Raw genomic sequence first — 21,640 nt, forward strand, 5'->3', positions numbered from 1 at the left:
TTGGATGGCTCATTTTTAAGCTCTTTTCGCATGAAGCCTCATGTGTATTTTGGCATGAAGATCTTCAGGGCGGAAAGGTTTGTGTATGAAATCGTTGAACCCTTTCTGTATTAAATCTTGTTGCATGTTATCATAAACAGCTGCAGTAAAAGCAACAATTGGAATTTGGTCATCGGTTTTACGAATTTCTTTGAGTGCAGCGGCACCATCCATTTCAGGCATCTCTAAGTCGAGCAACACGATGTCGTAAATACCGGGACGAAATAACTCAACGGCTTCTCGTCCATTTCTAGCTTCGGTAACATTTACATCCCATTTTTGCAAGAACTTTCTAGCAACGGCAAGGTTTACCGGATTGTCTTCCGCTAAAAGTACATGAACACCGGTCAACAACGGTAGTTGTTTTGCAGAATGCTCGTTGATGTACATTTTACGATTCTCGTTTATGGGCAATTCAATTGTAAAATGAAAGGTACTTCCAATTCCTTCAACGCTTTCTAAGTAAAGTTCACTTCGATACATGTTTACCAATTTCTTCGTAATGGAAAGACCAAGGCCTGTTCCTCCATATTTACGAGTGGTATCAACATCAGCTTGCGTAAAAGTTTCAAAAATTTCTTTATGCTTTGCTTTCGGAATTCCAATTCCGGTATCACGAACAATGAACTGAATAGTAGAACGTGTACTAGAAGCCATTACTTGCCTTGCAGCAATAGTAATAGAACCATGTGAAGTGAATTTTATGGCATTCGATAACAAGTTACTCAATATCTGGTTCAGCCTGGTTTCATCAGCCATCACTTCTAAATCGAGTCGTTGGTCGATATCCGTAACCAGTTGCAAACCCTTGGAATTTATTTGTCCCGTAAATTGCGCGATCACTTTCTTCAGGAACTCATTCATATTGATAGGTACAGCCACCAATTCCAATTTACCTGCTTCAATCTTATTGAGATCAAGGATGTCATTGATCAGCACCATCATATGTTCTGAAGAAAACTTCAAAGTATCTAAGTAGGGTTCTTGAGCGGGCAAATGCTCTTCTTGTAAAAGGAGGTTCGAAGCTCCGATGATCCCGTTCAAAGGAGTACGCAATTCATGACTCATGTTACTCAAGAAACGCGACTTTACCTTCACTGCAGCTTCGGCAGCTTCTTTTGCTTTCATGAGTTCAAACTCAGTTAGTTTCACGTCTGAAATATCAAGAATACTGATTTTTATATAATGTTCATCTTTGTGAATGAAAGGAACCACACTTACATAAGCCGGGAATGTTTTACCATTTTTAGTTGTGAAGCTTAGCTCACCCTGCCAATTATTGGTGTTTCCAAAAACAGCTTTCTCGATGGAATTGAATTTTTTAATATGGTCTTCATCAAACCATTGATCAATACTGGTACCCTCAATTTCAGTATGCTCTTTCAATTCAAACAAGTCGAGCGCACGTTGATTGCAACTCGCCACCAAACCCGTTTGTTTGAATATGATAAAAACACCGTCTAAAGAGGTATTGTAGATCGTATCACCGAATCGCTTCTCTTGAAGAATCAATACTTCATTATCCTTATTCACCCTTAAGATAGCGTAGGAGAACACCATTGTAAGTAAAAAGGCAATTGCCAAGTTTCCGTTATATAGACTGGAATATAACTTATCAGTAATAATTTCAATATCGTTGGTATAGGGACTTACAATGAGAGCAAGAATAAGTGAATAAATAGTGATAGCATACACAATCACCAATTCCTTATAATTCCTCCGTATACTCACTACAAATGTAAGCGCAAGGAAATAGGGGAAGAAGAGAAAGTAGTCGCCTGCTTTCAATCCCTCAATAAAACACATTACAATCAGGTAAAGATTCACATTCACAATAGAAAGGATTCTCCCTGCAATGAGTTTTCTTTTGGTTCCAAGGTAATAGGCCACCAAGAATAGATAAGCGGCAGTGATATTGATCAGCGCACTGATATACAGTTTGTGATAGAAATAAGTGATAACTGAAAAGGAATTGACCAGCAGGGCAAGGATAATAAACTGGTTGAATCGGATGATTTTCTTCCGATCTTCTTTGTTGGAAACATGTGTCAATCCCGAGTATACGATATCTCGGTAAATTGACCAGGCCCAATAAAATAATTTGCCTTTCATAGAGTTATTATACGGTACGGTGTTTAGGGATGGAACGAATTTCCTCCGTTCCTAAAAGGAGTAACGTATAAAAATAAAAACTAGTATCCAGTGAGTCAAGCCCCTAATGCTAACCCATTCATTTTCAATAATAAATTCGATACAGGATTTTTACAATCGATGTACGACGATGACTTTATCTATATTCAGGAAGTATTTACCATTACACTCGACCAATTGAGTACAGACTTACCTGTAGTAGAAATAGATTTCGAAAAGGGAGACATCGCTTCGCTTAAGAAAAGCGTTCATAAAGTGAAGCCATCCTTTGGATATGTGGGACTGTTGGGCACCGAACAAGCATGTAAAGACTTTGAAGACCTCTGTGGTACCACATCGGATATGGCTGTTTTAATAGCCCCTTTCAAAAACTTGTGGGCTCTATTGCATGAAAGCAAAGATTTGTTAATCAAGGAATTGACACTTTTGGAAACTCATAATAAACTGAATTAACATGCGCTGTGTAATTGTAGAAGACTTACAGGTAGCCGCCGACTACACACGTAGATGTTGTGAGAAAAGCGGCGTATTGGAAGTAGAGGCGCATTTTACCAATGTAGCCGATGCTCTACAGTATTTAAATTTACATCCAATCGATATTATCTTTTTGGATGTTGAAATGCCGGGTGCTACCGGGTTCGATCTTTTAGATCAGTTGGCCTATAAACCAGAAGTTATTCTTACTACTTCAAAACCGGAGTATGCCTATAATGCATTTGAATACCACGTAGTTGACTTTCTTAAAAAACCCTTTACCTATCAACGTTTTACCGAGGCCATTCAAAAGCTCAGTATTAAAAAAGTTGAAAAAGAAGAAAGTCCTTCCACAACTCCTAGCACACATATCTTTATTAAAACCGACGGCAAGTTGGTTCGCTTGAACAATGAAGACATATTGTATATTGAAAGCATGGGCGACTATGTGAAGTTTGTAACAGCCGAGAAAAAATACGTTACTCACAATACTATCAAGGCTTTAGAAGAAAAAGTAAACAAGGATCAATTTATGAAAGTGCATCGTTCTTATATCGTGAATCTCAGTAAGATAGATGATATTAGAGAGAATGATTTGTTCATTAAGGGCGTTGAGATCCCTATTAGTAAAGCGCATCGTTCAGAAGTAATGAAGCGATTACATATTATTTAATTTCACTATCCCTCAGCCATACACGCATATAGTTTATAATACGAACTGAACTTAAAGAGAAAGCCAAGTCCAATTCATCGAAAAAAAAAGCCCAAATATCGAAACCGCGCAGTAGCTGGTCGAATATAGTTTTAAAAGGGCTTGAGGTTGTGCATCTTTGCTTCACGATTAACCCCTAAGCTTTCAAATCCAATCCTTCGAAAGAGCCAAGATCCAAAAATGTGTTGACAGTACGATTCAATCCAATCCTATCAAAGACAAGAAGTTTTCAATGTTCCTATGAACCAAGAAGTGTTGATTGTACCATTTACGTCTGATCCAACCCTATTAGAAACAAAGCAGTTTCAATGTTCCTATGAAGTAAAAGAACCAATTTTTGTTTGATGATTTAACTTTACGAAGCTCGTCCCCGGTACCCCGGGGACTTTTTCTTGCAGCTACATCTGTCGCTTATTACACTTTCTCAATGCGTTTCTGTAAAAGTTTGAATCCTCATTTTTACCTGATTCTCAATTTAATCTGTTATTAGGTGAGCAAGGATGTATGTTTAATTACATATATTATTTTAAACTATGCAATCTTGATTCGAGTCAACATAAATAAGTACATATACTTAGTTGTTATAAACAGCGTTTATATATCGTGCGGATTTCTGCACCAATCGTAAATCTTAATCCCTTTGATGTAACGTAACATCAGAGTATCCTACAAAAGACCGTCATTAAGATCCAGGTTCTATTGTTGACCTACCCTTTAATTGATGAGATTTTTGTATTACGATTAGATCCCGGAGCAATCCGGGATTTTTTTTACCTCCTGCCACTGTTAGAATCTGAATTTATGTATACTAGTTACTACTTATTTATTTATAAAGTTTATACTTATTTAAGATTCAACTGTTTATACCTTATCTAAAGAAATCGGTCGTTCGTCGAAGAAGCAAAACAGGTTGTCGAATAGAGTTGAAAAAGGATGAAAATCGCCGCACTTTTGTGTTGTCAATACGCACTATCCAATCCTCTGAAAGACGATCCGATACTAATGAAGTCCCAAGCGATCCAATCCTTATTAAAGCCTGCTTATTGATCCTGACCTAATCCTCTCCTATCAAAGCCAATTCCAACCCGATGAAAAGCATTTGATCTAGTAATCCTATGGCAAGTCCCGTTTTTACATCCGATGTCAAAATCCACGAACTATTTTCCAATCCTTTGAAATACAAGAAATTGATTTATCAAAATGTTTGATTGACCTACTCTTAACTAGTTGAAAAGGAGCTTTCAGGCTCCTTTTCTTTTTATCTACCTTTTATTTTAACGTTACTTTTTTTTAAGACCATCTGAAAAAGCTTTTCGAATGGTCTACCTTTACAGTCCCGAATCTAGTGTACCTAATTGAAATTGTCATCCATTACAGCGCTGTTGACCTTGCTATATCAATTCGTAACTAGATGAATTTCAACAACGTACATACAAACAACAAGATCTCCCTTCACGCTACGGATCCAATTTTAGAAAATCAGTTGGCTCCGGAAGTAAGCGTAGCTATAAGCACTTATAACCACGGTCAATTCATAGAGCAAACGATTTTATCGGCTTTGGCTCAACAGACCAGCTTCAGGTTTGAAATTGTAATTGCAGACGATCAATCGAACGATGGCACTACCGCTATTTGTAAGCATTATGAGGGAATCTATCCTGCCATCATAAGGGTATTAGACAATGAGTTCAAGTACGGTCAAAGTAAGAACTTAGAGAGGGCTGTTCAGCACTCTAGAGGCAAGTACATTGCCTATTGCGAGGGGGATGATTATTTCACAGACTTGCTCAAGCTTCAAAGGCAGTTCGACTTTATGGAGAAGCATTCGGATGTAACAGTGTGCTTTCATAGAATTGTTTCTGTTGATGAGATGGGCCACATCATCGAACAGCAAAACATAGAGCGTACGCCCGTAATATACGAATCAGAGAAACTGATTCATTTATTTGCGCCGACGCCATCCTTGTTTTTTAGGAAGAATGCTGTTGATTTCCCTCCTGAATTTCATGAAGTAAAAAGTACCGACGCATTTTTATTTGCGTTGCTTGCTGACAAAGGCAAAGGGGCAGATTTGGGCTTTATTGGAGCTGCTTACAGAAAGCACCCGGATGGCTTGTTCAATAGGATGAATAAACTTGATCGTTATGAGCAAACATTGCATACCCGTTTAAAAATGAAAGAGGCTAAAATCTTCTCTCCCGAAATTCATAAAGAAATTAAGAAGGAGCTTCATCGACGGGAATGGGTGTATCTCAAAGCCATGATTAAAGACCTTAAAATCAAAGAGTTATTCAAACTAACCCTCTTTATATTGAGGTATCGCCTCAAATTTGGTTGAAATACCTAATATGTATTAATAATCAACAGGTTATATATAACATTAGCGTATTTCTGCGCATTTGAAACCTTTTTTAGAACAGGTCTAGAACCCAAAAATCGAAGAAATAGGTCTATTCGTCGAAGCTTTAAGCCCCTCCGTCTAATAAAGTTCAGATACCGTATTTTCCGTAGCATCTTTACATCATCAAACAAGATCAAACGGCTTCGGCCACTCTATAAAAAGATTGTAATTCGCGACGGTAACGCAACTGGAAAAACAACGAATTGTGTTCGTACCCTATGAGTTTCGTGCAACAATAACTCTCACGACGCAAATCACTTAATAAGCAGACTTCGAGTCTGCTTTTTTGTTTTTAGACATTTATACTCCTATCCTCCTTTGTTTATTAAGGTTTTTTCAATTCATCGAAGAAAACGATCCATTCATCGAAGCCCTAGGCTATTCGGTCTAATAAAGTTTCAAAACCGTATTTTCCGCAGCATCTTTACATCATCAAACACGATCAAACGGCTTCGGCCACTCTATAAAAAGATTATAATTCGCGACGGTAACGCAACTGGAAAAACAACGAATTGTGTTCGTACCCTATGAGTTTCGTGCAACAATAACTCTCACGACGCAAATCACTTAATAAGCAGACTTCGAGTCTGCTTTTTTGTTTTTAGACATTTATACTCCTATCCTCCTTTGTTTATTAAGGTTTTTTCAATTCATCGAAGAAAACGATCCATTCATCGAAGCCCTAGGCTATTCGGTCTAATAAAGTTTCAAAACCGTATTTTCCGCAGCATCTTTACATCATCAAACACGATCAAACGGCTTCGGCCACTCTATAAAAAGATTATAATTCGCGACGGTAACGCAACTGGAAAAACAACGAATTGTGTTCGTACCCTATGAGTTTCGTGCAACAATAACTCTCACGACGCAAATCACTTAATAAGCAGACTTCGAGTCTGCTTTTTTGTTTTTAGACATTTATACTCCTATCCTCCTTTGTTTATTAAGGTTTTTTCAATTCATCGAAGAAAACGATCCATTCATCGAAGCCCTAGGCTATTCGGTCTAATAAAGTTTCAAAACCGTATTTTCCGCAGCATCTTTACATCATCAAACACGATCAAACGGCTTCGGCCACTCTATAAAAAGATTATAATTCGCGACGGTAACGCAACTGGAAAAACAACGAATTGTGTTCGTACCCTATGAGTTTCGTGCAACAATAACTCTCACGACGCAAATCACTTAATAAGCAGACTTCGAGTCTGCTTTTTTGTTTTTAAATCGACATTCGAATTCTACCGTTCGATCCTTGGGTCATCCATCAATATACGCTCAATTGAACCAAACGGCAGCGTTGCTATTTAGATCAGAAATGAGTCGATTCACCGAAGAAAATATTCCATTAGACTAATATTGTTTGAAAAAAAATTAAGAATAAACACCTTTGTATAAGCAAGCCGGATTTAGTTTTTCGACATACTCTGGTAGTGACGGTAACACATACTGGAATTTAGCACCGACCGAAATCCGTACCCAATGAGGAGTAACTCCACCAGCTTACTCTTTGTTAATCCATCATCGGATTTCAACAAGAAACCCCGCAGTTCTGCGGGGTTTTTGTTTATTGAGTTAGGTTTTAGGTGTTAGGTCTTAGGTGTTAGGCTTTAGGTATTGGGCTTTGGGGTTCACCGCAGAGATCGCAAAGGGCGCAGAGCAGTCGCAAAGGCTTATTGTACTTATTTTTTTACCGCAGCGAATCCCGTGCCCCCGTGCCTCCGTGGTTTTGTATTCCCACCCTCGGTCCTCGCTTCCTCTTATCCTCGTCTCCTCTCATCCTCGTTCCTCCCATCACATATCATGCACACTATGCATCGAAGGAATCTCTACATCAAAGCCTTTCTTCACCAATCGTTGTTTGAATTGTACTTGCACGTCGGGTTCGCCATGAACCAAGAACAAACGTTTTACTTTTTGAGGGTCTTGACAAGACAAGAATTGGCACAAATCTTCATAATCACCATGCGCACTCATACTTCGAATGGCTCCAATTTCAGCATGCACTTCGTGTACCACACCGTAGATCTTCACTTCTTTATCGCCACGCATCAATTTGCCACCTAAAGAATGAGGTTCGCAATAACCCGTCAGCAGAATGACATTTCTACTGTTCTCGATATTGTTACTTATATGGTGCTTCACACGTCCGGCATCGGCCATACCACTAGCAGAGATGATCACACAGGGTTCATTTCTGAAGTTCAACATTTTTGATTGGTCCACTGACTTCACATATTTCATTCCTTTGAACTTAAAAGGATCGTCATCATTGGCCAACACTTTCTGAATAGTTTTATTAAAATACTGAGGGTACTTTTTTACCACTTCTGTAGCTTCTACACTTAAAGGGCTGTCTACAAAGTAATCTACATCCGGAAGCCTTCTTTCCAACTCAAGCTGATTCAATGAGTACAAAATCTCTTGTGTTCTACCTACACTAAATGCGGGTATGATCAACTTTCCCTTCTTTTGAATGCAGGCCTTCTCAATCCACTTAAGAAGCATATCGGGAGTAGTGGCCTCCATCTCATGCAAACTATTGCCATAGGTTGATTCTAGAATGATATAGTCGGCCTGAGAAAACACCTCGGGCGATTTTAGAATGATGTCTCGATACCTTCCTACATCACCACTAAAAGTTACTCGCGTAGTGGTGTTATTATCTTTGATTTTGAGATGCACCGCTGCACTGCCAATAATATGTCCGGCATCAGTAAACTGAACACTTACCTGCTCGTCTATGCGAAACCATTCTCCATATTCAACTGTTTTGAATTGTGACGCAACTGCCTTTGCATCTTCAACTGTGTACAAAGGTTTTAGATAAGGTTGACCTTCCGCCGCTCTTCGCTTGTTCACATATCGTACATCATCTTCTTGAATTTCAGCAGAATCTTCCAGCAATATTGTTGTAAGATCTTTTGTAGCGGGAGTACAGTAGATGGTTCCTCCAAATCCGTCTTTTACCAATTTTGGTATTAGTCCACTGTGATCAATATGGGCATGCGATAAAATCATGTAACTGATCTCACGCGGTTCAAAGCCCCAATGGCGGTTCAAGTTATCGGTATCTTTTCCCATGCCTTGAAACATACCGCAATCTAAAAGAACCTTTTTACCTGATTTAAGGGTGATCAAATGCTTTGAGCCGGTAACCGTTTGTGCCGCTCCATGAAATGCTATTTTCATCTGACAAGAATTTGGTTTAAAGCTAATCTATTTGCGCAATCGAAAACTCCAGGTAATGTTAAATTCTGCAATGAGTTCTCCTTCATTATTTTTCCCTATTGCTTTCGCTCGAATCTGCGTTGCTTCTCCGGTATCAATGGCTTGTTGTATGCAGTTTCGAATGGCATCGCCGTCTTCACAAGTGAACAACGTAATGGTATCTGCTTTTTTGTAATATTCAGCTTCAAGTTTGGTCACCAACATCGAAACCGATTTTGAAGCTCCATAAATATTACTGAGCGCTAAAATACCGGTGCTCATTTCAGCCGCCATTGCCAAACAAGCAAAATAGGTGGAACGAAAGGGATTTTGAGAAAACCATTTGAAAGGAACTGATACTACCGCTTTCGACGAACTGAATTCACGAACTCTTACGCCCGAAAAGTACGCACTCGGAAGTTTCATCAATAAAAACAAGCGAAACTTCAATGGGCTTTGAACCAGTTTATCGAAAGAACTACTCATATAGTATTATAATTTTTCGTATCGTTTGGGATCGAAGGCCGCAACATTCCAATGCAGAAGAAACTCCTTGATTTTATCGGCGCTGTAGCTCTTCCCCTCTTCTAAATAGGCACTGTTCTGTGTGTGAATCAAATTCCCATTGCCGTCTATTATAAGAAACACAGGAAAGCCAAAGCGTTCGGGAAAACGATACTTGGTGGTCAATTCTTTGTTTTTGTTTTCGGGGCTCCAATTCAAATGGTATACTACATAATCAGCCTTCATCATAGAATCGATGGTGGCATCTTTGGTTACGAAATCGTGAAAGCGCGCGCACCACACACACCAGTTGCCTCCAATTTGAACCAACACATGTTTCTTTTCTTTCTTTGCTTGCGCAATGGCTTTGTTCAATTCAGCTTTTGCATCTTCTTCCGGATGGTATAGTTTGAACGCCTTCATGTCTTGCGCTGAAACATTATAACCAACAACAAAAAGAATTGCAACGAATAATAATCTGTATTTCAATTTAATTTTTTTGAACTTTTATGAGAGCCACTACCAGCGAGCTGTTAGCTGACCCTTCGAATTTAATTCCACCTTTGCCCGATTCAGAGTAGCGAACATCGCCTCCATATGCTTCAGGAAACAAGCCTTTCAAGCGTTGTGCAAAAGAGGTACCGGGATTTTTGCTCAGCTTTTTATTGATTTCATACCAATCTATCGGTTCTTTTGAAACCACAATCGCCATTTCATCTTCCTTCCCAATATTATCGGGTTGCAAACTTTTATCTTTTGGAAACAATCGATAGCCGGTGATACCACAGAAAGGACTGTACTTTGTTGTAGTAGCGTCTTCCGGATTGGGATAAGGAAACAAGGTATAGCTCGTTCCATCGGTTTCTTTGCCGAAAATATAGATATAACAAGATTGCTGGTTTCTGATTTCGATTTTGAATCTGGTATCACTTGTCAATGCATTGCTAGTAGTAAATACATTCTCGCCACTATTCTCAAGTTGAATATAATCTTTGGCAACTGTTTTGGTTCCCTGGTTTACTACTTCCATCAAACCCACTTCTGCGGAGAACGGAAGATTGGCACTCATGGGCTTGGGTGCTTCTAATGCATAAGCTTCTCGTACGTATCTGTTGAAATCGGAGTAACGTACCCATCCAAAACCATTCTGCCCCCAATCGGTTCCCCAACTGTTCATGATTTTGAAGGCCCCACCAAACTTCTTATCGTCGTATCCAACTACACACATGGCATGACCTCCTGCACTCATTCCCGCAGCATCTTCACTTGTAGGCTCCCACACTTCGGCTCCTTGCATAGGTTGCATGAAGCTTTGACCTACCATCATTCCAATTACTACCGGTGATCCTTGTGCGAGATGCTCTTTAATGGCATAGAAATCGAGTTTATTGTTTCGATCGCCGTCGGATAAACGATTGAAGCCTTGAATGCGGAATTGCCCGGCTTCTTTCAGTAATTGTCCATCGGGTTGACGCGTGCAATCTTGATCCGTGTATGGAAATGCATCGAATGGAACGGCCCCTTGCTTATTCAAATATTCCATAGCCCGAACGATGTAGGATCCTTGACAATCTTCCAGTCCTATTTGGTTGTACAAGAATGCAGGTGAGAAAGTCAGTTGATCGGGGTTTTGTCCGGTTTTTTCTGCTTCCAATATGGTTCTGGCTGCATAGGCACTGCTCCAAGCTACGCAACTACCTTGGCTACCTTGGTTTTTAGGCGTAGGAGCGAATTTGCTTAGATCAGCAGATTCCGGTAAGGCATTTTTATTGGGATCTTCGGTTGTTGGTTCATAAATAGGTGCGCGTTCAAACTGGCGAGGATCGAGGAACCCACCGGTTGAAAGCTGTTGAATGGCATCACCAATATTACAGCCCTGACCTCTATTCATTAGAAAATAACCTCCCACAATAAGCACGATCAATAGAATAGAACGTTTGCCTCTGAATAATGAGAGCAATAAAGGCAGCAATTGAAAGAGACCGCCACCACCTCCTCCACTGGGATTAAAACCTCCACCACCTCCACCGCCGCTATTTTCGGAATTGGAGGAATTGTCTTGTTGATCCTGCGGATCGTCTGTCATACGGATAGGCATAAGATAAGTTGTTGGTAGGTAACTAAGATAGTGAAAAGTAGGAAGTTGTAAGTGGTGAGTTTTGGGGAGTGGCCTCAGGCTTTAGGCTTTAGGCGTTAGGCGGAGCAATTAATAATTGAACAGCCGAATAGAGGAACGAGGAAACACAAAAAAAGAAGAGGAAGAGGAACAGGGGGAATTCAGGAACGAGGAGACGAGGAGGGAAGAAGATGGGTGAGAAACGCTGCGATCGCTGCGATGTTCTCCTGAGCGGGCCGAAGGCACAGTCGAAGGACGCTGCGCCGCCGCGGTGAACCCAAAGCCTAAAGCCTAAGGCCCAATGCCTAAAACACTGAGGTCAATAACCTAAAACTCAAAACAACTGCGTTCTCAACAAATCCTCCATCGTTTCTCTCCTTCTAATTAAAGAAAGTTTACCATCGCGGTAAAGAACTTCTGCGGGACGAAAACGGCTGTTGTAGTTAGACGCCATTTCATAGCAATACGCGCCTGCATTACGAATTACGATAAGATCGCCTTCTCGAACTTCAGGGAGCGGACGGTCTTCTGCAAAATTGTCGGTTTCGCAGATATACCCCACTACTTGGTAGTTCTTCAAGGGACCATCGGGATTGGAGATATTATCAATCTTATGATATGCCCCATAGAACATGGGGCGAATCAAATGATTAAGTCCCGTGTCAATTCCGGCAAAGTTGATATCGCCGGTTTCTTTCAACACGTTTACAGAAGTAACAAAATGACCACACTCACTTACCATGTATTTTCCGGGTTCAAACCATACTTGTAGATGTCTGCCGGTAGCAGCTTCAAACTTCTTAAAAGCCTCTGCCACCGAAGAACCCAACAATTCCATATCTGTTCCTTTTTCATCGGGCTTGTAAGGAACTTTAAACCCACCTCCCAAGTCTACTACTTCAAGTTGAGGAAAATGAGGCACCAATTCAAACATCACACTCAGTCCCTTTACAAATACTTCTACATCTTTGATCTCGCTTCCGGTGTGAATGTGAAGGGTTTTGATATGAAGTCCGGTTGTGTTTACAATGTCTAACACCTCTTGCAATTGCGTTACAGGAATACCGAACTTGCTTTTATCGTGACCGGTAGCAATTTTAATATTTCCGCCTGCCATGATATTAGGGCGCATGCGAATGCCAACCGGGTAAGTTCCTTTGTATTTTTCTCCGAACTTTTTGAGATTCGAAAGGCTGTCGATATTTATGTGAACACCCAACTCAACCGCTCTTTCAATTTCTGAAAAATGGATGTTATTGGACGTGTATAGAACGTTCTCAGGTTTAGCGCCGGAGTACAAAGCCAATTCCACTTCATTAATGGAACTGCAATCGATACCCGAGCCAATTTCACTCAAATATTTTAGGATATGTATATTCGTTAGTGATTTCGCTGCATAGAAAAAACGAACGTCGCAAGCTGAAAAACTTGACTTCAAAGACTCAAATTGTTCCTTGATTTTTTCGGCATGGTAAACATAAACAGGGGTACCAAACTCAGCAGCAGCTGCTTTTAAGACTTCAGGAGCGATTGTTGTTGACATGGGCGCAAATATAAATCAAAAAAAAGTCCTCCTACCCGAAGGCAGAGGACTTTCCTATAAGTTTTATACGAACAGTTATTCGTTTTCTTGAGGCTTCTCTTCATCTTCTCCTTGCTCCTGCTCTTCTACATCCCCCTGTTCTTGTTCTTCTTCTTTTTCATACCCCTGCTCCTCTTCTTTCTCCGATTCCAATTCCATTTCCACTTCCGTTTCAACCGTTACTTCGGCTTCTACCAATTCTCCCGTTTCACTCACTACTAAAACTGCATTTTCATCTTCAATGGTTTCTTCGTTGGAGGTACCGCCGTCTTCAGTAATGGTAGTGGGTTGAATCATGGTTTCATCAAAAACCTCTTTGAGTTTTGGAAGATCTTCGGCTGAATTCAATCCGAAATAGTCCATAAAGCTTTTGGATGTAGCGTATACCAATGGATGACCGGGCAACTGCTCGTTTCTTCCGGTAATGACGATCAAGTCTTTTTCCAATAATTTTTGAACGGCGTAGTCTGAACTTACCCCGCGAATGGATTCAATTTCACCCTTTGTAACCGGCTGTTTGTAAGCGATGATAGCGAGGGTTTCAATAGCGGCAGAAGAAAGACGTTTCAAGAATTTGTCGCCGTTTAACTGAGCAACAGTCTTGTGATAATCTCTTTTGGTTAGGAACTGCCAGCCACCGCCACTTTGACGAACTTCAAAGGGATAGAACTCTGAACTGTATTTTTCGCGAATGCCTTCGATACCCGACTCAATTTGATCGAGGGTAATTTTGTCTTCCATGAAGCCAAAAGCATTGTTGATGAGTTCGGTCAATTCTAAAGAAGTGAGTGGTTTCTCACTCGCGAATATTAACGCTTCGATATGCGGAATCAAATTTGAAATTTCCATACACTAACCCATTTTGGAGCCACCTGCTCCGTTTAGTAAGCTGAAATAACCCCTTGAACGGGGAGGACGAAAATAGCATCTTCCGCACAGAGTTTGCACGCCAGTTATCCCCGAAAAGGGAGGTAAAATGTGAAAAAATAGCCGAGAAATTAGCCTTGTAATGCTGCTGCACCACTTACGATCTCTGTCAACTCGGTAGTGATCGCCGCTTGACGAGCACGGTTGTAAGAAATCTTCAATGCTTTCAACATTTCGTTGGCATTTTCAGTGGCTTTATCCATGGCAGTCATTCGGGCACCATGCTCAGAAGCATGACCGTCGAGAACAGCCTTGAACAATTGCGTATTAAGGATTTTAGGCATCAATTCAGCGATCAATTCTTCTTTTGCAGGTTCGAAGATGAAGTCGCTTTTTTTCGCGCCTTCCTTCTTTTCAACCTTTTGGATGGGGAGGAATTGTTCCACAGTGAATATTTGAGATGCAGCATTTTTGAATTCGCTGTACACTACTTCAACTGCGTCGAATTGTTTTGCCTCGAAAGCTTTTACTGCAGCTTGAGCGCAAGCCTGTACGCCTTCGAAAGAGAGATTGAGGAAAATATCTTTATAGGTTTCAACGGTATTGAATTTGTTCTTGCTGAAATGCTCGAACCCTTTCTTACCGATTGCCCAAATGGTTACTTGACCTTTAGCAAACTGCGCTGCGTACTTTTCTTTAATGGTTGCTTTTGCCAATTTGATGATATTGGCATTATAGGCGCCACATAAACCACGGTCGCTGGTAATTACAATCATCAATACGTTCTCAACAGGGCGTTCTACGCTTAAGCTAATACCAGCATCTCCTTCGGTATTGCTCACGATATTTCCCAATACTTCCTGAAGCTTTTTAGCATAAGGACGCATTTGAATGATACCGTCTTGAGCTTTACGCAGTTTCGCAGCACTCACCATTTTCATCGCTTTAGTGATTTGCTGTGTATTCTGCACCGATTTGATTCGGTTTCTCACTTCTTTTAACTGACCTGCCATTGCGTTATATTTAAAAGATTGTAATTACAATTGATTTTCAACTAGTTACAAACCAAAATAAGATAGCTTGCTGCTAATTGGGCGCAAAGGTAGCGCAATAGCGTGAAAATTCAAGGATGGGGGCTAAAAATCCGACTCGAAAAATTGTGCGTAAATAGGTACAAAGCATCAAAATTGAACACCATTTATATTACCGGTGCATCCGGGTTTATTGGCACTGCACTGATCCGTCGTCTAGAAGACCGTAAAGAACTTAGAATCATTGGTTTATCTCGAAGCCAACGGAAAACACCAGCACCCAATGTGAAATGGCACAAAGGTGATCCATTGGACCTTGCGTTTCTCTCCAAAGAACTTGTTGGAGTAGATACATTGGTCCATTTGGTAGGAATTTCAAGTCCCAGCCCTTTTGCCGATGGCGGGTTTATTGATGTTGATTTAAAATCGGCACAAGTAGCGGCGGAAGCAGCAAGATCGGCGGGGGTGAAGCATATTATTTTTGTGAGCGTGGCTCAGGAACGCTCCTATATTATGGATGCCTACCAATCGGCTCGAGCTTTGGCTGAGAATTATTTCAAGGAGACGAACATTCCCTTGTCCATTATTCGACCTTGGTATGTGTTAGGACCGGGTAGATGGTGGCCTTCGTTATTATTACCGATTTATGGGCTATTAGAACTCATTCCTTTCACTCGAAAAAAAGCAACTGCTTTTACTCCCGTACTGTTAGAGCCCTTTATTGATACCATTCATTTTGCTATCGACAATCCGGCCGAAAGCAAAGTGGTGTATTACGAAGTGGAGGATATACAGCAAATAGACTTCTACCGTGTTACCATCAGTCCTCTATTATAAGTCCAATTGATGCCGACCTTGCGTCGGCATCTTAGTTTAACTTTTGTGAAGCGGTTTAAATTCTGCAATTTTGTGCCACTATGGCAACCGCTAAGAAATCCAAACAAAAACCAACCATTCTCATCACCAACGATGACGGAATTACGGCACCGGGTATTCGAAACTTGGTAGAAGCTGTAAAAGATCTGGGCACTATTGTAGTTGTAGCACCTGATAAACCGCAATCGGGCATGGGCCATGCCATTACCATTGGGCAACCATTGCGTTTAACGGCCAATCATAGCTATGAAGGAATTGAAGCGTATCAATGCAGTGGCACTCCTGTAGATTGTGTAAAGTTAGCGGTAGACAAAGTGCTGCATCGCAAGCCGGACCTCTGTTTAAGCGGGATCAATCATGGCGCAAATCACTCAATAAATGTAATCTACTCAGGAACAATGTCTGCAGCAGTAGAAGCTTCAATCGAAAGCATCCCCTCAATCGGTTTTTCTTTAATGGACTTCAGTATTGAGGCCGATTTTTCTGCCGCAAAAGTATATGCTCGTAAAATTGTTGAGCAATTGCTATCGAAAAAAGTAGACAAACACTGTGTTTTGAATGTAAACATTCCTGCTGTTCCGGAAAAACTCATAAAAGGCATTAAGGTTTGTAGACAAGCCTATGCCAAATACGAAGAAGATTTTGTGGAACGAAAAGATCCGGGCGGAAAGAAATATTATTGGCTAACAGGAGAATTCGTGAACTTCGATAAAGGAAAAGATACAGATGTATGGGCTTTGAAAAACAACTATGTGAGTGTGGTTCCAGTTCAATTCGACCTTACTAATTATCAACTTAAAAACAAGCTGGAAAATTTCTGGCCATAATATGTTTAAAAAAGACGATTTCAAATTTGGTGTCCTTTTAGGGATTTTAGCGCCGCTGTTAAGTTTGGTTGCCTATTATTTTATTCGCTTCAAAGCCTATCCGGTAAGAGATGTATTGCACATGATTGCAAACAACCCGCCTATGGTAACCGCTATTGTTATTCCTTGCCTGGTTTTGAACATTGCTTTGTTTACGTATTACGTAAATACGCACCGCGACAAAACAATGAAGGGTATTTTTCTGGTTACCTTAGTATTTGCAATAGTTGCATTAATATTAAAGTATGTTATTACCCATTAATTGATTTATGAAGTATTACGTAATTGCAGGGGAAGCGAGTGGCGACCTACATGGCAGCAATTTAATGAGAGCCATGAAGGAGCAAGACCCCCATGCGCAATTTCGTATATGGGGAGGCGATATGATGGAAGCCGCAGGGGGCACACTGGTAAAGCATTACCGTGATTTGGCCTTTATGGGGTTTGTAGAAGTGCTGATGAACCTTCGTACCATCTTCAAAAATCTAGCTTTTTGCAAGGAAGATATTGAAGCTTATCAACCCGATGCATTGATATTAGTGGATTATCCAGGTTTTAATTTACGTATTGCTGAATGGGCCAAACAAAAAGGCATCAAAGTAATTTATTATATATCCCCTCAGGTTTGGGCTTGGAAAGAAAACCGCGTGGTGAAAATGAAGCAGCACATCGACTTAATGTTGGTGATCCTTCCTTTCGAAAAACCCTATTACGAGGAAAAATGGAAATGGCCGGTGCATTATGTAGGTCATCCTTTGGTTGAAGTAATTGATAAGGCAAAGGCTTCTGATCTGCCTTTCAACCCGGTAACCAATAATACCAATTGGGCTTCAGCGGCAAAAACTGTGGCTCTTTTGCCCGGCAGTAGAAAACAAGAGATCTTGAAAAAACTGCCGGTAATGCTTTCTGTAACCAAAGACTTTCCCGAATGCATGTTTTTTGTAGCCAAGGCCCCCGGCTTGGATGCTGCTTTTTACGATGAGATGCTTGCTTCCTATCCAAATGTTGGATATGTAAACAATCAAACCTATGCCTTGCTGAAACGATCTGATGCGGCTTTGGTAACCAGTGGCACGGCTACATTGGAAACAGCGCTGTTTGCGGTACCTGAAGTTGTTTGTTATATCGGAAGTCCGATTTCATACGCTATCGCAAAGAGAATCATCAAGATCAAATACATTTCATTGGTCAATTTGATCATGGATCAATTGGTAGTGAAAGAGTTGATTCAACACGAGCTCACAACAGATGCCTTAAGAATGGAACTGAAAGCGCTTTTATATCAAGACAACAAAAGAGCCCAACTGAAGAAAGATTATACGGAACTATACGAAGTACTATCTATGGGAGGAAAAGCCTCTCAAAATGCTGCGAAAGAAATTGCTTCTTTTTTAAAGATCAATGCTTCTTAAGAATCACCAATTTTATAAAGATCACTACCAACGCAAATAGGAATAAAAGGATCGAGATCCGATTGATTCCATGCATGTATTTCATCCACTGCGTGCGGGGTGCATTGGGATCCTTTTTCTTTAAATAGAGATACTCTGCAATTTGGTCTAGAATATTCATACCCAAAATTACAAATAACAGACGGTTTTGTTGTGTAGATGACAAAAAATGGCGGTTGAATCCCTTAACTTTAAAGGCATGAAGCGCTACTTCTATGTTTTATTACCGCTGTTTTTGGGCTCTTGTGAAAAGCTAAATCCTTTCACTATCGATGCTTCGGCTATTACATCCACCGATGCTTCAGGAAATGTGATAGGAAGCACCGATCTGAGTGATTGGGCAACAGATGCCGCTTGGAACGCTACGGAGGAATCCTTGTTTCGAATGGACCCAATAGATATTAGTTACAGCACGCATGCCACTATTGAAATGAAGCCCGGCTTTGCCAATCCGGTTGCCAATAGAAATATGAAATTTCATTTCAATAGTTCAGCAAAAACCTTTTTGAAAATTGCCATCGCCGATGCGTCCGCAAATAAAAAAGCTTTTTATGCTTTGGCGGTTGATTCCGGCTACAATGTATACAACTTAAATTTTGATCCTTCCGTATTTAAGAACAACACCAACTATCGGATCTACTATGCCTTTGCCACTCCATTAAATGGTTTTTATTTCAAGGGACATGGCGACATTAAAATACAAGACTAAATCAATCAAGTGCTAAAAGAATCAACCATACAACTACTGCGCTTTCATTTCAGTTTCTTTCTGATGCCCGTCTATTTCTTTGCATTGAGTCAGGCGCCACAAATCAATTGGTTAGATGCGGTAGCTATCTTTTTCATCTTACATGGCTTGGTTTATCCGGCGAGCAATGGGTACAATTCCTATATGGACAGAGACGACACGCCCATTGGCGGTATTGAAAACCCCATGCAGCCAACCAAAGAATTGTTTTGGGTAACGGTGGTGATGGATATTGTTGCCGTTTTATTGAGTTTACTAATAAGCACTGTTTTTGCCTTGGGTGTTATAGCCTATATTGCTGCTTCAAGGGCCTACAGTTATAGAGGCATTCGTTTAAAGAAATATCCCATCATAGGATTCATCACGGTACTTTTATTTCAAGGAACCTTGGTGTTCTTTCTAGTATATCATGGGGCTTCTACCGATAAACTCATGCTGGCGCCTACCTATGCGATGGCAGCAGCCGGATTGTTAATGGGGAGTTTCTATCCGCTTACACAAGTGTATCAGCATGAATTTGACCGAAAAGACGGCGTGCTTACCTTAAGCATGTTATTAGGCATTCGAGGTACATTTATTTTCACGGCCATAATATATGCTGCGGCAATGCTTTTTCTATTGAACTATTTCTCGTCGAAAAATCAAATAGAGAATTTTATTTGGCTAAGTATCTTTTTACTCCCGGTTCTCGTATATTTCTTTATATGGTTGTATCAAGTTTGGAAAGATCCAAGGCAAGCCGATTTTAAGCACACGATGCGTATGAATTTGCTGGCTTCTTTTTGTTCCAATCTTGCTTTTCTTTCAATCTTAATTGGACGATTCCTTTGATAAAAATATCAGCACTCGGAACGGCCGTTCCAGATTTCGAACACACGCAAGATCAAATCTTGCCTTTTATGCAAAATATCTACGCAGCAGATTCCAATGAGGCGAGAAAGATTCGATTTCTCTACCACCAATCAGGAATTCAAAAAAGATATTCTGTATTAAAAGACTATAGTTCCCCTAAAGAAGAATGGACTTTCTATTCGCAAAACTTAGATAATGCATTTCCTTCACTAGAGAAGCGAATGCGTTGTTACAAAAACGAAGCGTTAAAATTAGCAGTTAAAGCTATTGAGAATCTGGGTCTAACAAAAGCCCGAGAGGCCACACATGTTATTAGTGTGAGTTGCACGGGAATGAGTGCACCCGGATTGGATCTAGAAATTATTGCTGCGCTCCAACTTAGCAATGATACTGAAAGAAGCTCGATCAATTTCATGGGTTGCTATGCTGCCATTCATGGAATGAAACAAGCAACGGCTATATGCAAAGCAAATCCGAATGCCAAGGTATTGGTGGTATGTGTTGAATTGTGTACGCTGCATTTTCAAAAAGAAGCAACGGGCGATAATATCATGTCGAGTATGTTATTTGCAGATGGTGCTGCCGCAATCTTAATTGAAAACAATGATTCCAATGAAGGACTCACTATTGAGTCCTTTTATGCTTCTATTCTACCCAAGGGTGAGAAAGACATGGCTTGGGAGCTGTCCTCTACCGGATTTCAAATGACACTTACCGGCTATATACCAGATCTTTTGGCGGCAGATTTCAAGCCACTGATAGAACGCGCGCTTCATAAAGCAAATAAGTCAATAGAAGAAGTAGATTATTGGTGCATACATCCGGGTGGGAAGAAAATAGTGGATGTGATCAAAGAAAATCTAGGGATTGAAAGTTCAAAAATTGAAAACAGTTACGGTGTTTTAAACGACTACGGAAACATGAGTTCGCCCACGGTATTGTTTGTGTTAAAACGAATATGGGAAAACCATTTAAAAGCGGCTCACAAACCGGCAACCATTGTGGGAGCGGCCTTTGGACCGGGGCTTACCATGGAAACCTTTACTTTAAGTTATGCCTGATTTCAACCATCGTTCTTATCAAAAAGAACTACTCGACCAACCTGATATTCCGGAAGCGGATATTCGGCGAAATATGGTGGAACTCGATTTCATCAATACCCATTTGGGTGGGCATGCTATAACGGCAGAAGGATTTAGAACCTTGTTAATAAGCATGCGAGCAGTAAAGCGTCCTATTGTAATAGCAGAATTGGGTTGCGGCGGTGGCGATAACTTGAGGGTAGTTGCAGATTGGTGCAAAAAGCATTCGATTGACTGTAAGTTCATCGGGATAGATTTAAACCCGTGGTGTATTGCTTACGGAAAAGAAAAGCACCACAGCTATAACATTGAATGGATCTGCTCTGATTACAGCAAAGTGCAATTTGAAAGCAAACCGGACATTGTGTTTTCTTCTTTGTTTTGTCATCATTTCACAGATACAGAATTGGTGGCTCAATTAAAATGGATGAATGAGAATACAGGCTTTGGATGGTTTATCAATGACTTACAGAGACATCCTTTGGCGTATCACTCCATCAAGTTGTTAACCGGCTTTTTTTCGAAAAGTTATTTAGTTAAGAACGATGCTCCATTAAGTGTTTTAAGAGGATTTTCTAAATTGGAATGGACAGATCTGCTAAAAAAAGCAGAAATTGACAACGCGAACCTGTCTTGGAAATGGGCCTTTCGCTGGCTGATAGTTCATCATCATTAATTCAG

At 40.5% G+C, this 21,640-nt stretch carries 20 protein-coding genes; 11 read left to right on the forward strand and 9 right to left on the reverse strand.

All coding sequences use genetic code 11. The features are described from left to right. Positions 1 to 15: 15 nt before the first annotated feature. Positions 16 to 2,151 carry a response regulator gene (locus ACQ2HE_RS09415; protein WP_430898257.1) on the reverse strand — a complete coding sequence of 712 codons (2,136 nt, stop codon included), beginning with the start codon at positions 2,149 to 2,151 and terminating at the stop codon, positions 16 to 18. 90 nt (positions 2,152 to 2,241) lie between these two features. Between ACQ2HE_RS09415 and ACQ2HE_RS09420 the strand changes: the two genes are divergently transcribed. The 3 genes from ACQ2HE_RS09420 (at position 2,242) to ACQ2HE_RS09430 (ending at position 5,714) form a co-directional block, all read left to right on the forward strand. Continuing rightward, a complete protein-coding gene (locus tag ACQ2HE_RS09420; RefSeq protein ID WP_430898255.1) occupies positions 2,242 to 2,643 on the forward strand; it encodes an Hpt domain-containing protein in 402 nt (133 codons plus the stop codon). A gap of 1 nt (position 2,644) precedes the next feature. Continuing rightward, complete coding sequence (locus ACQ2HE_RS09425; RefSeq protein WP_430898253.1) at positions 2,645 to 3,337, forward strand: LytR/AlgR family response regulator transcription factor; 693 nt, start codon at positions 2,645 to 2,647, stop codon at positions 3,335 to 3,337. Positions 3,338 to 4,787: 1,450 nt separating this feature from the next. Continuing rightward, positions 4,788 to 5,714 (forward strand): glycosyltransferase family 2 protein, encoded by a 927-nt coding sequence (locus ACQ2HE_RS09430; protein ID WP_430898251.1) that lies wholly within the window; start codon positions 4,788 to 4,790, stop codon positions 5,712 to 5,714. Between the two features lie 1,854 nt (positions 5,715 to 7,568). On the opposite strand, the gene ACQ2HE_RS09435 is transcribed toward ACQ2HE_RS09430, so the two are convergent. From ACQ2HE_RS09435 to atpG, 7 genes are all read right to left on the reverse strand, one after another. Next, a complete protein-coding gene (locus ACQ2HE_RS09435; RefSeq protein WP_430898249.1) occupies positions 7,569 to 8,966 on the reverse strand; it encodes an MBL fold metallo-hydrolase RNA specificity domain-containing protein in 1,398 nt (465 codons plus the stop codon). A gap of 27 nt (positions 8,967 to 8,993) precedes the next feature. After that, complete coding sequence (locus ACQ2HE_RS09440; protein ID WP_430898247.1) at positions 8,994 to 9,470, reverse strand: DUF4442 domain-containing protein; 477 nt, start codon at positions 9,468 to 9,470, stop codon at positions 8,994 to 8,996. Positions 9,471 to 9,476: 6 nt separating this feature from the next. After that, positions 9,477 to 9,977 carry a thioredoxin family protein gene (locus tag ACQ2HE_RS09445; protein ID WP_430898245.1) on the reverse strand — a complete coding sequence of 167 codons (501 nt, stop codon included), beginning with the start codon at positions 9,975 to 9,977 and terminating at the stop codon, positions 9,477 to 9,479. A gap of 1 nt (position 9,978) precedes the next feature. Then, the gene (locus tag ACQ2HE_RS09450) at positions 9,979 to 11,586 is read right to left on the reverse strand and encodes a C1 family peptidase (protein WP_430898243.1); all 1,608 of its coding nucleotides are present in this window, start codon (positions 11,584 to 11,586) and stop codon (positions 9,979 to 9,981) included. Positions 11,587 to 11,938: 352 nt separating this feature from the next. After that, complete coding sequence (gene lysA / locus ACQ2HE_RS09455) at positions 11,939 to 13,147, reverse strand: diaminopimelate decarboxylase (RefSeq protein WP_430898241.1); 1,209 nt, start codon at positions 13,145 to 13,147, stop codon at positions 11,939 to 11,941. A 75-nt stretch (positions 13,148 to 13,222) separates the two neighbouring features. Next, entirely contained in the window at positions 13,223 to 14,035 is an 813-nt protein-coding gene (gene scpB, locus ACQ2HE_RS09460; protein ID WP_430898239.1) for an SMC-Scp complex subunit ScpB, read from the reverse strand. A gap of 149 nt (positions 14,036 to 14,184) precedes the next feature. Beyond that, positions 14,185 to 15,066 carry an ATP synthase F1 subunit gamma gene (atpG, locus tag ACQ2HE_RS09465; RefSeq protein ID WP_430898237.1) on the reverse strand — a complete coding sequence of 294 codons (882 nt, stop codon included), beginning with the start codon at positions 15,064 to 15,066 and terminating at the stop codon, positions 14,185 to 14,187. A gap of 174 nt (positions 15,067 to 15,240) precedes the next feature. On the opposite strand from atpG, the gene ACQ2HE_RS09470 reads away from it, so the two are divergent. The 4 genes from ACQ2HE_RS09470 (at position 15,241) to lpxB (ending at position 18,238) form a co-directional block, all read left to right on the forward strand. After that, positions 15,241 to 15,921 (forward strand): SDR family oxidoreductase, encoded by a 681-nt coding sequence (locus tag ACQ2HE_RS09470; protein WP_430898235.1) that lies wholly within the window; start codon positions 15,241 to 15,243, stop codon positions 15,919 to 15,921. Positions 15,922 to 16,001: 80 nt separating this feature from the next. Continuing rightward, complete coding sequence (gene surE, locus ACQ2HE_RS09475) at positions 16,002 to 16,787, forward strand: 5'/3'-nucleotidase SurE (RefSeq protein WP_430898233.1); 786 nt, start codon at positions 16,002 to 16,004, stop codon at positions 16,785 to 16,787. Position 16,788: 1 nt separating this feature from the next. Further along, the gene (locus tag ACQ2HE_RS09480) at positions 16,789 to 17,088 is read left to right on the forward strand and encodes a hypothetical protein (RefSeq protein WP_430898231.1); all 300 of its coding nucleotides are present in this window, start codon (positions 16,789 to 16,791) and stop codon (positions 17,086 to 17,088) included. 7 nt (positions 17,089 to 17,095) lie between these two features. Continuing rightward, a complete protein-coding gene (gene lpxB / locus ACQ2HE_RS09485) occupies positions 17,096 to 18,238 on the forward strand; it encodes a lipid-A-disaccharide synthase (RefSeq protein ID WP_430898229.1) in 1,143 nt (380 codons plus the stop codon). Here lpxB and ACQ2HE_RS09490 read toward each other — a convergent pair. Next, positions 18,225 to 18,398: a DUF6728 family protein gene (locus ACQ2HE_RS09490; protein WP_430898227.1), complete on the reverse strand. Its 174-nt coding sequence runs from the start codon at positions 18,396 to 18,398 to the stop codon at positions 18,225 to 18,227. The genes lpxB and ACQ2HE_RS09490 overlap by 14 nt on opposite strands. A 78-nt stretch (positions 18,399 to 18,476) precedes the next feature. On the opposite strand from ACQ2HE_RS09490, the gene ACQ2HE_RS09495 reads away from it, so the two are divergent. From ACQ2HE_RS09495 to ACQ2HE_RS09510, 4 genes are read left to right on the forward strand one after another with little or no spacing between them, the layout of a single operon-like run. Beyond that, entirely contained in the window at positions 18,477 to 18,986 is a 510-nt protein-coding gene (locus ACQ2HE_RS09495; RefSeq protein ID WP_430898225.1) for a hypothetical protein, read from the forward strand. A 9-nt stretch (positions 18,987 to 18,995) separates the two neighbouring features. Continuing rightward, a complete protein-coding gene (locus ACQ2HE_RS09500) occupies positions 18,996 to 19,856 on the forward strand; it encodes a UbiA family prenyltransferase (protein WP_430898223.1) in 861 nt (286 codons plus the stop codon). Continuing rightward, on the forward strand, positions 19,853 to 20,938 hold the full coding sequence (locus ACQ2HE_RS09505) for a type III polyketide synthase (RefSeq protein ID WP_430902440.1): 1,086 nt from the start codon (positions 19,853 to 19,855) through the stop codon (positions 20,936 to 20,938). The genes ACQ2HE_RS09500 and ACQ2HE_RS09505 overlap by 4 nt, the downstream gene beginning before the upstream one ends. Beyond that, a complete protein-coding gene (locus tag ACQ2HE_RS09510) occupies positions 20,931 to 21,635 on the forward strand; it encodes a methyltransferase domain-containing protein (protein WP_430898219.1) in 705 nt (234 codons plus the stop codon). Before ACQ2HE_RS09505 ends, ACQ2HE_RS09510 begins: the two co-directional genes overlap by 8 nt. Positions 21,636 to 21,640: the final 5 nt, after the last annotated feature.

It is taken from the genome of Endoryza foliicola (assembly GCF_050589245.1).
Taxonomy (GTDB): Bacteria; Bacteroidota; Bacteroidia; order Chitinophagales; family Chitinophagaceae; genus Endoryza; species Endoryza foliicola.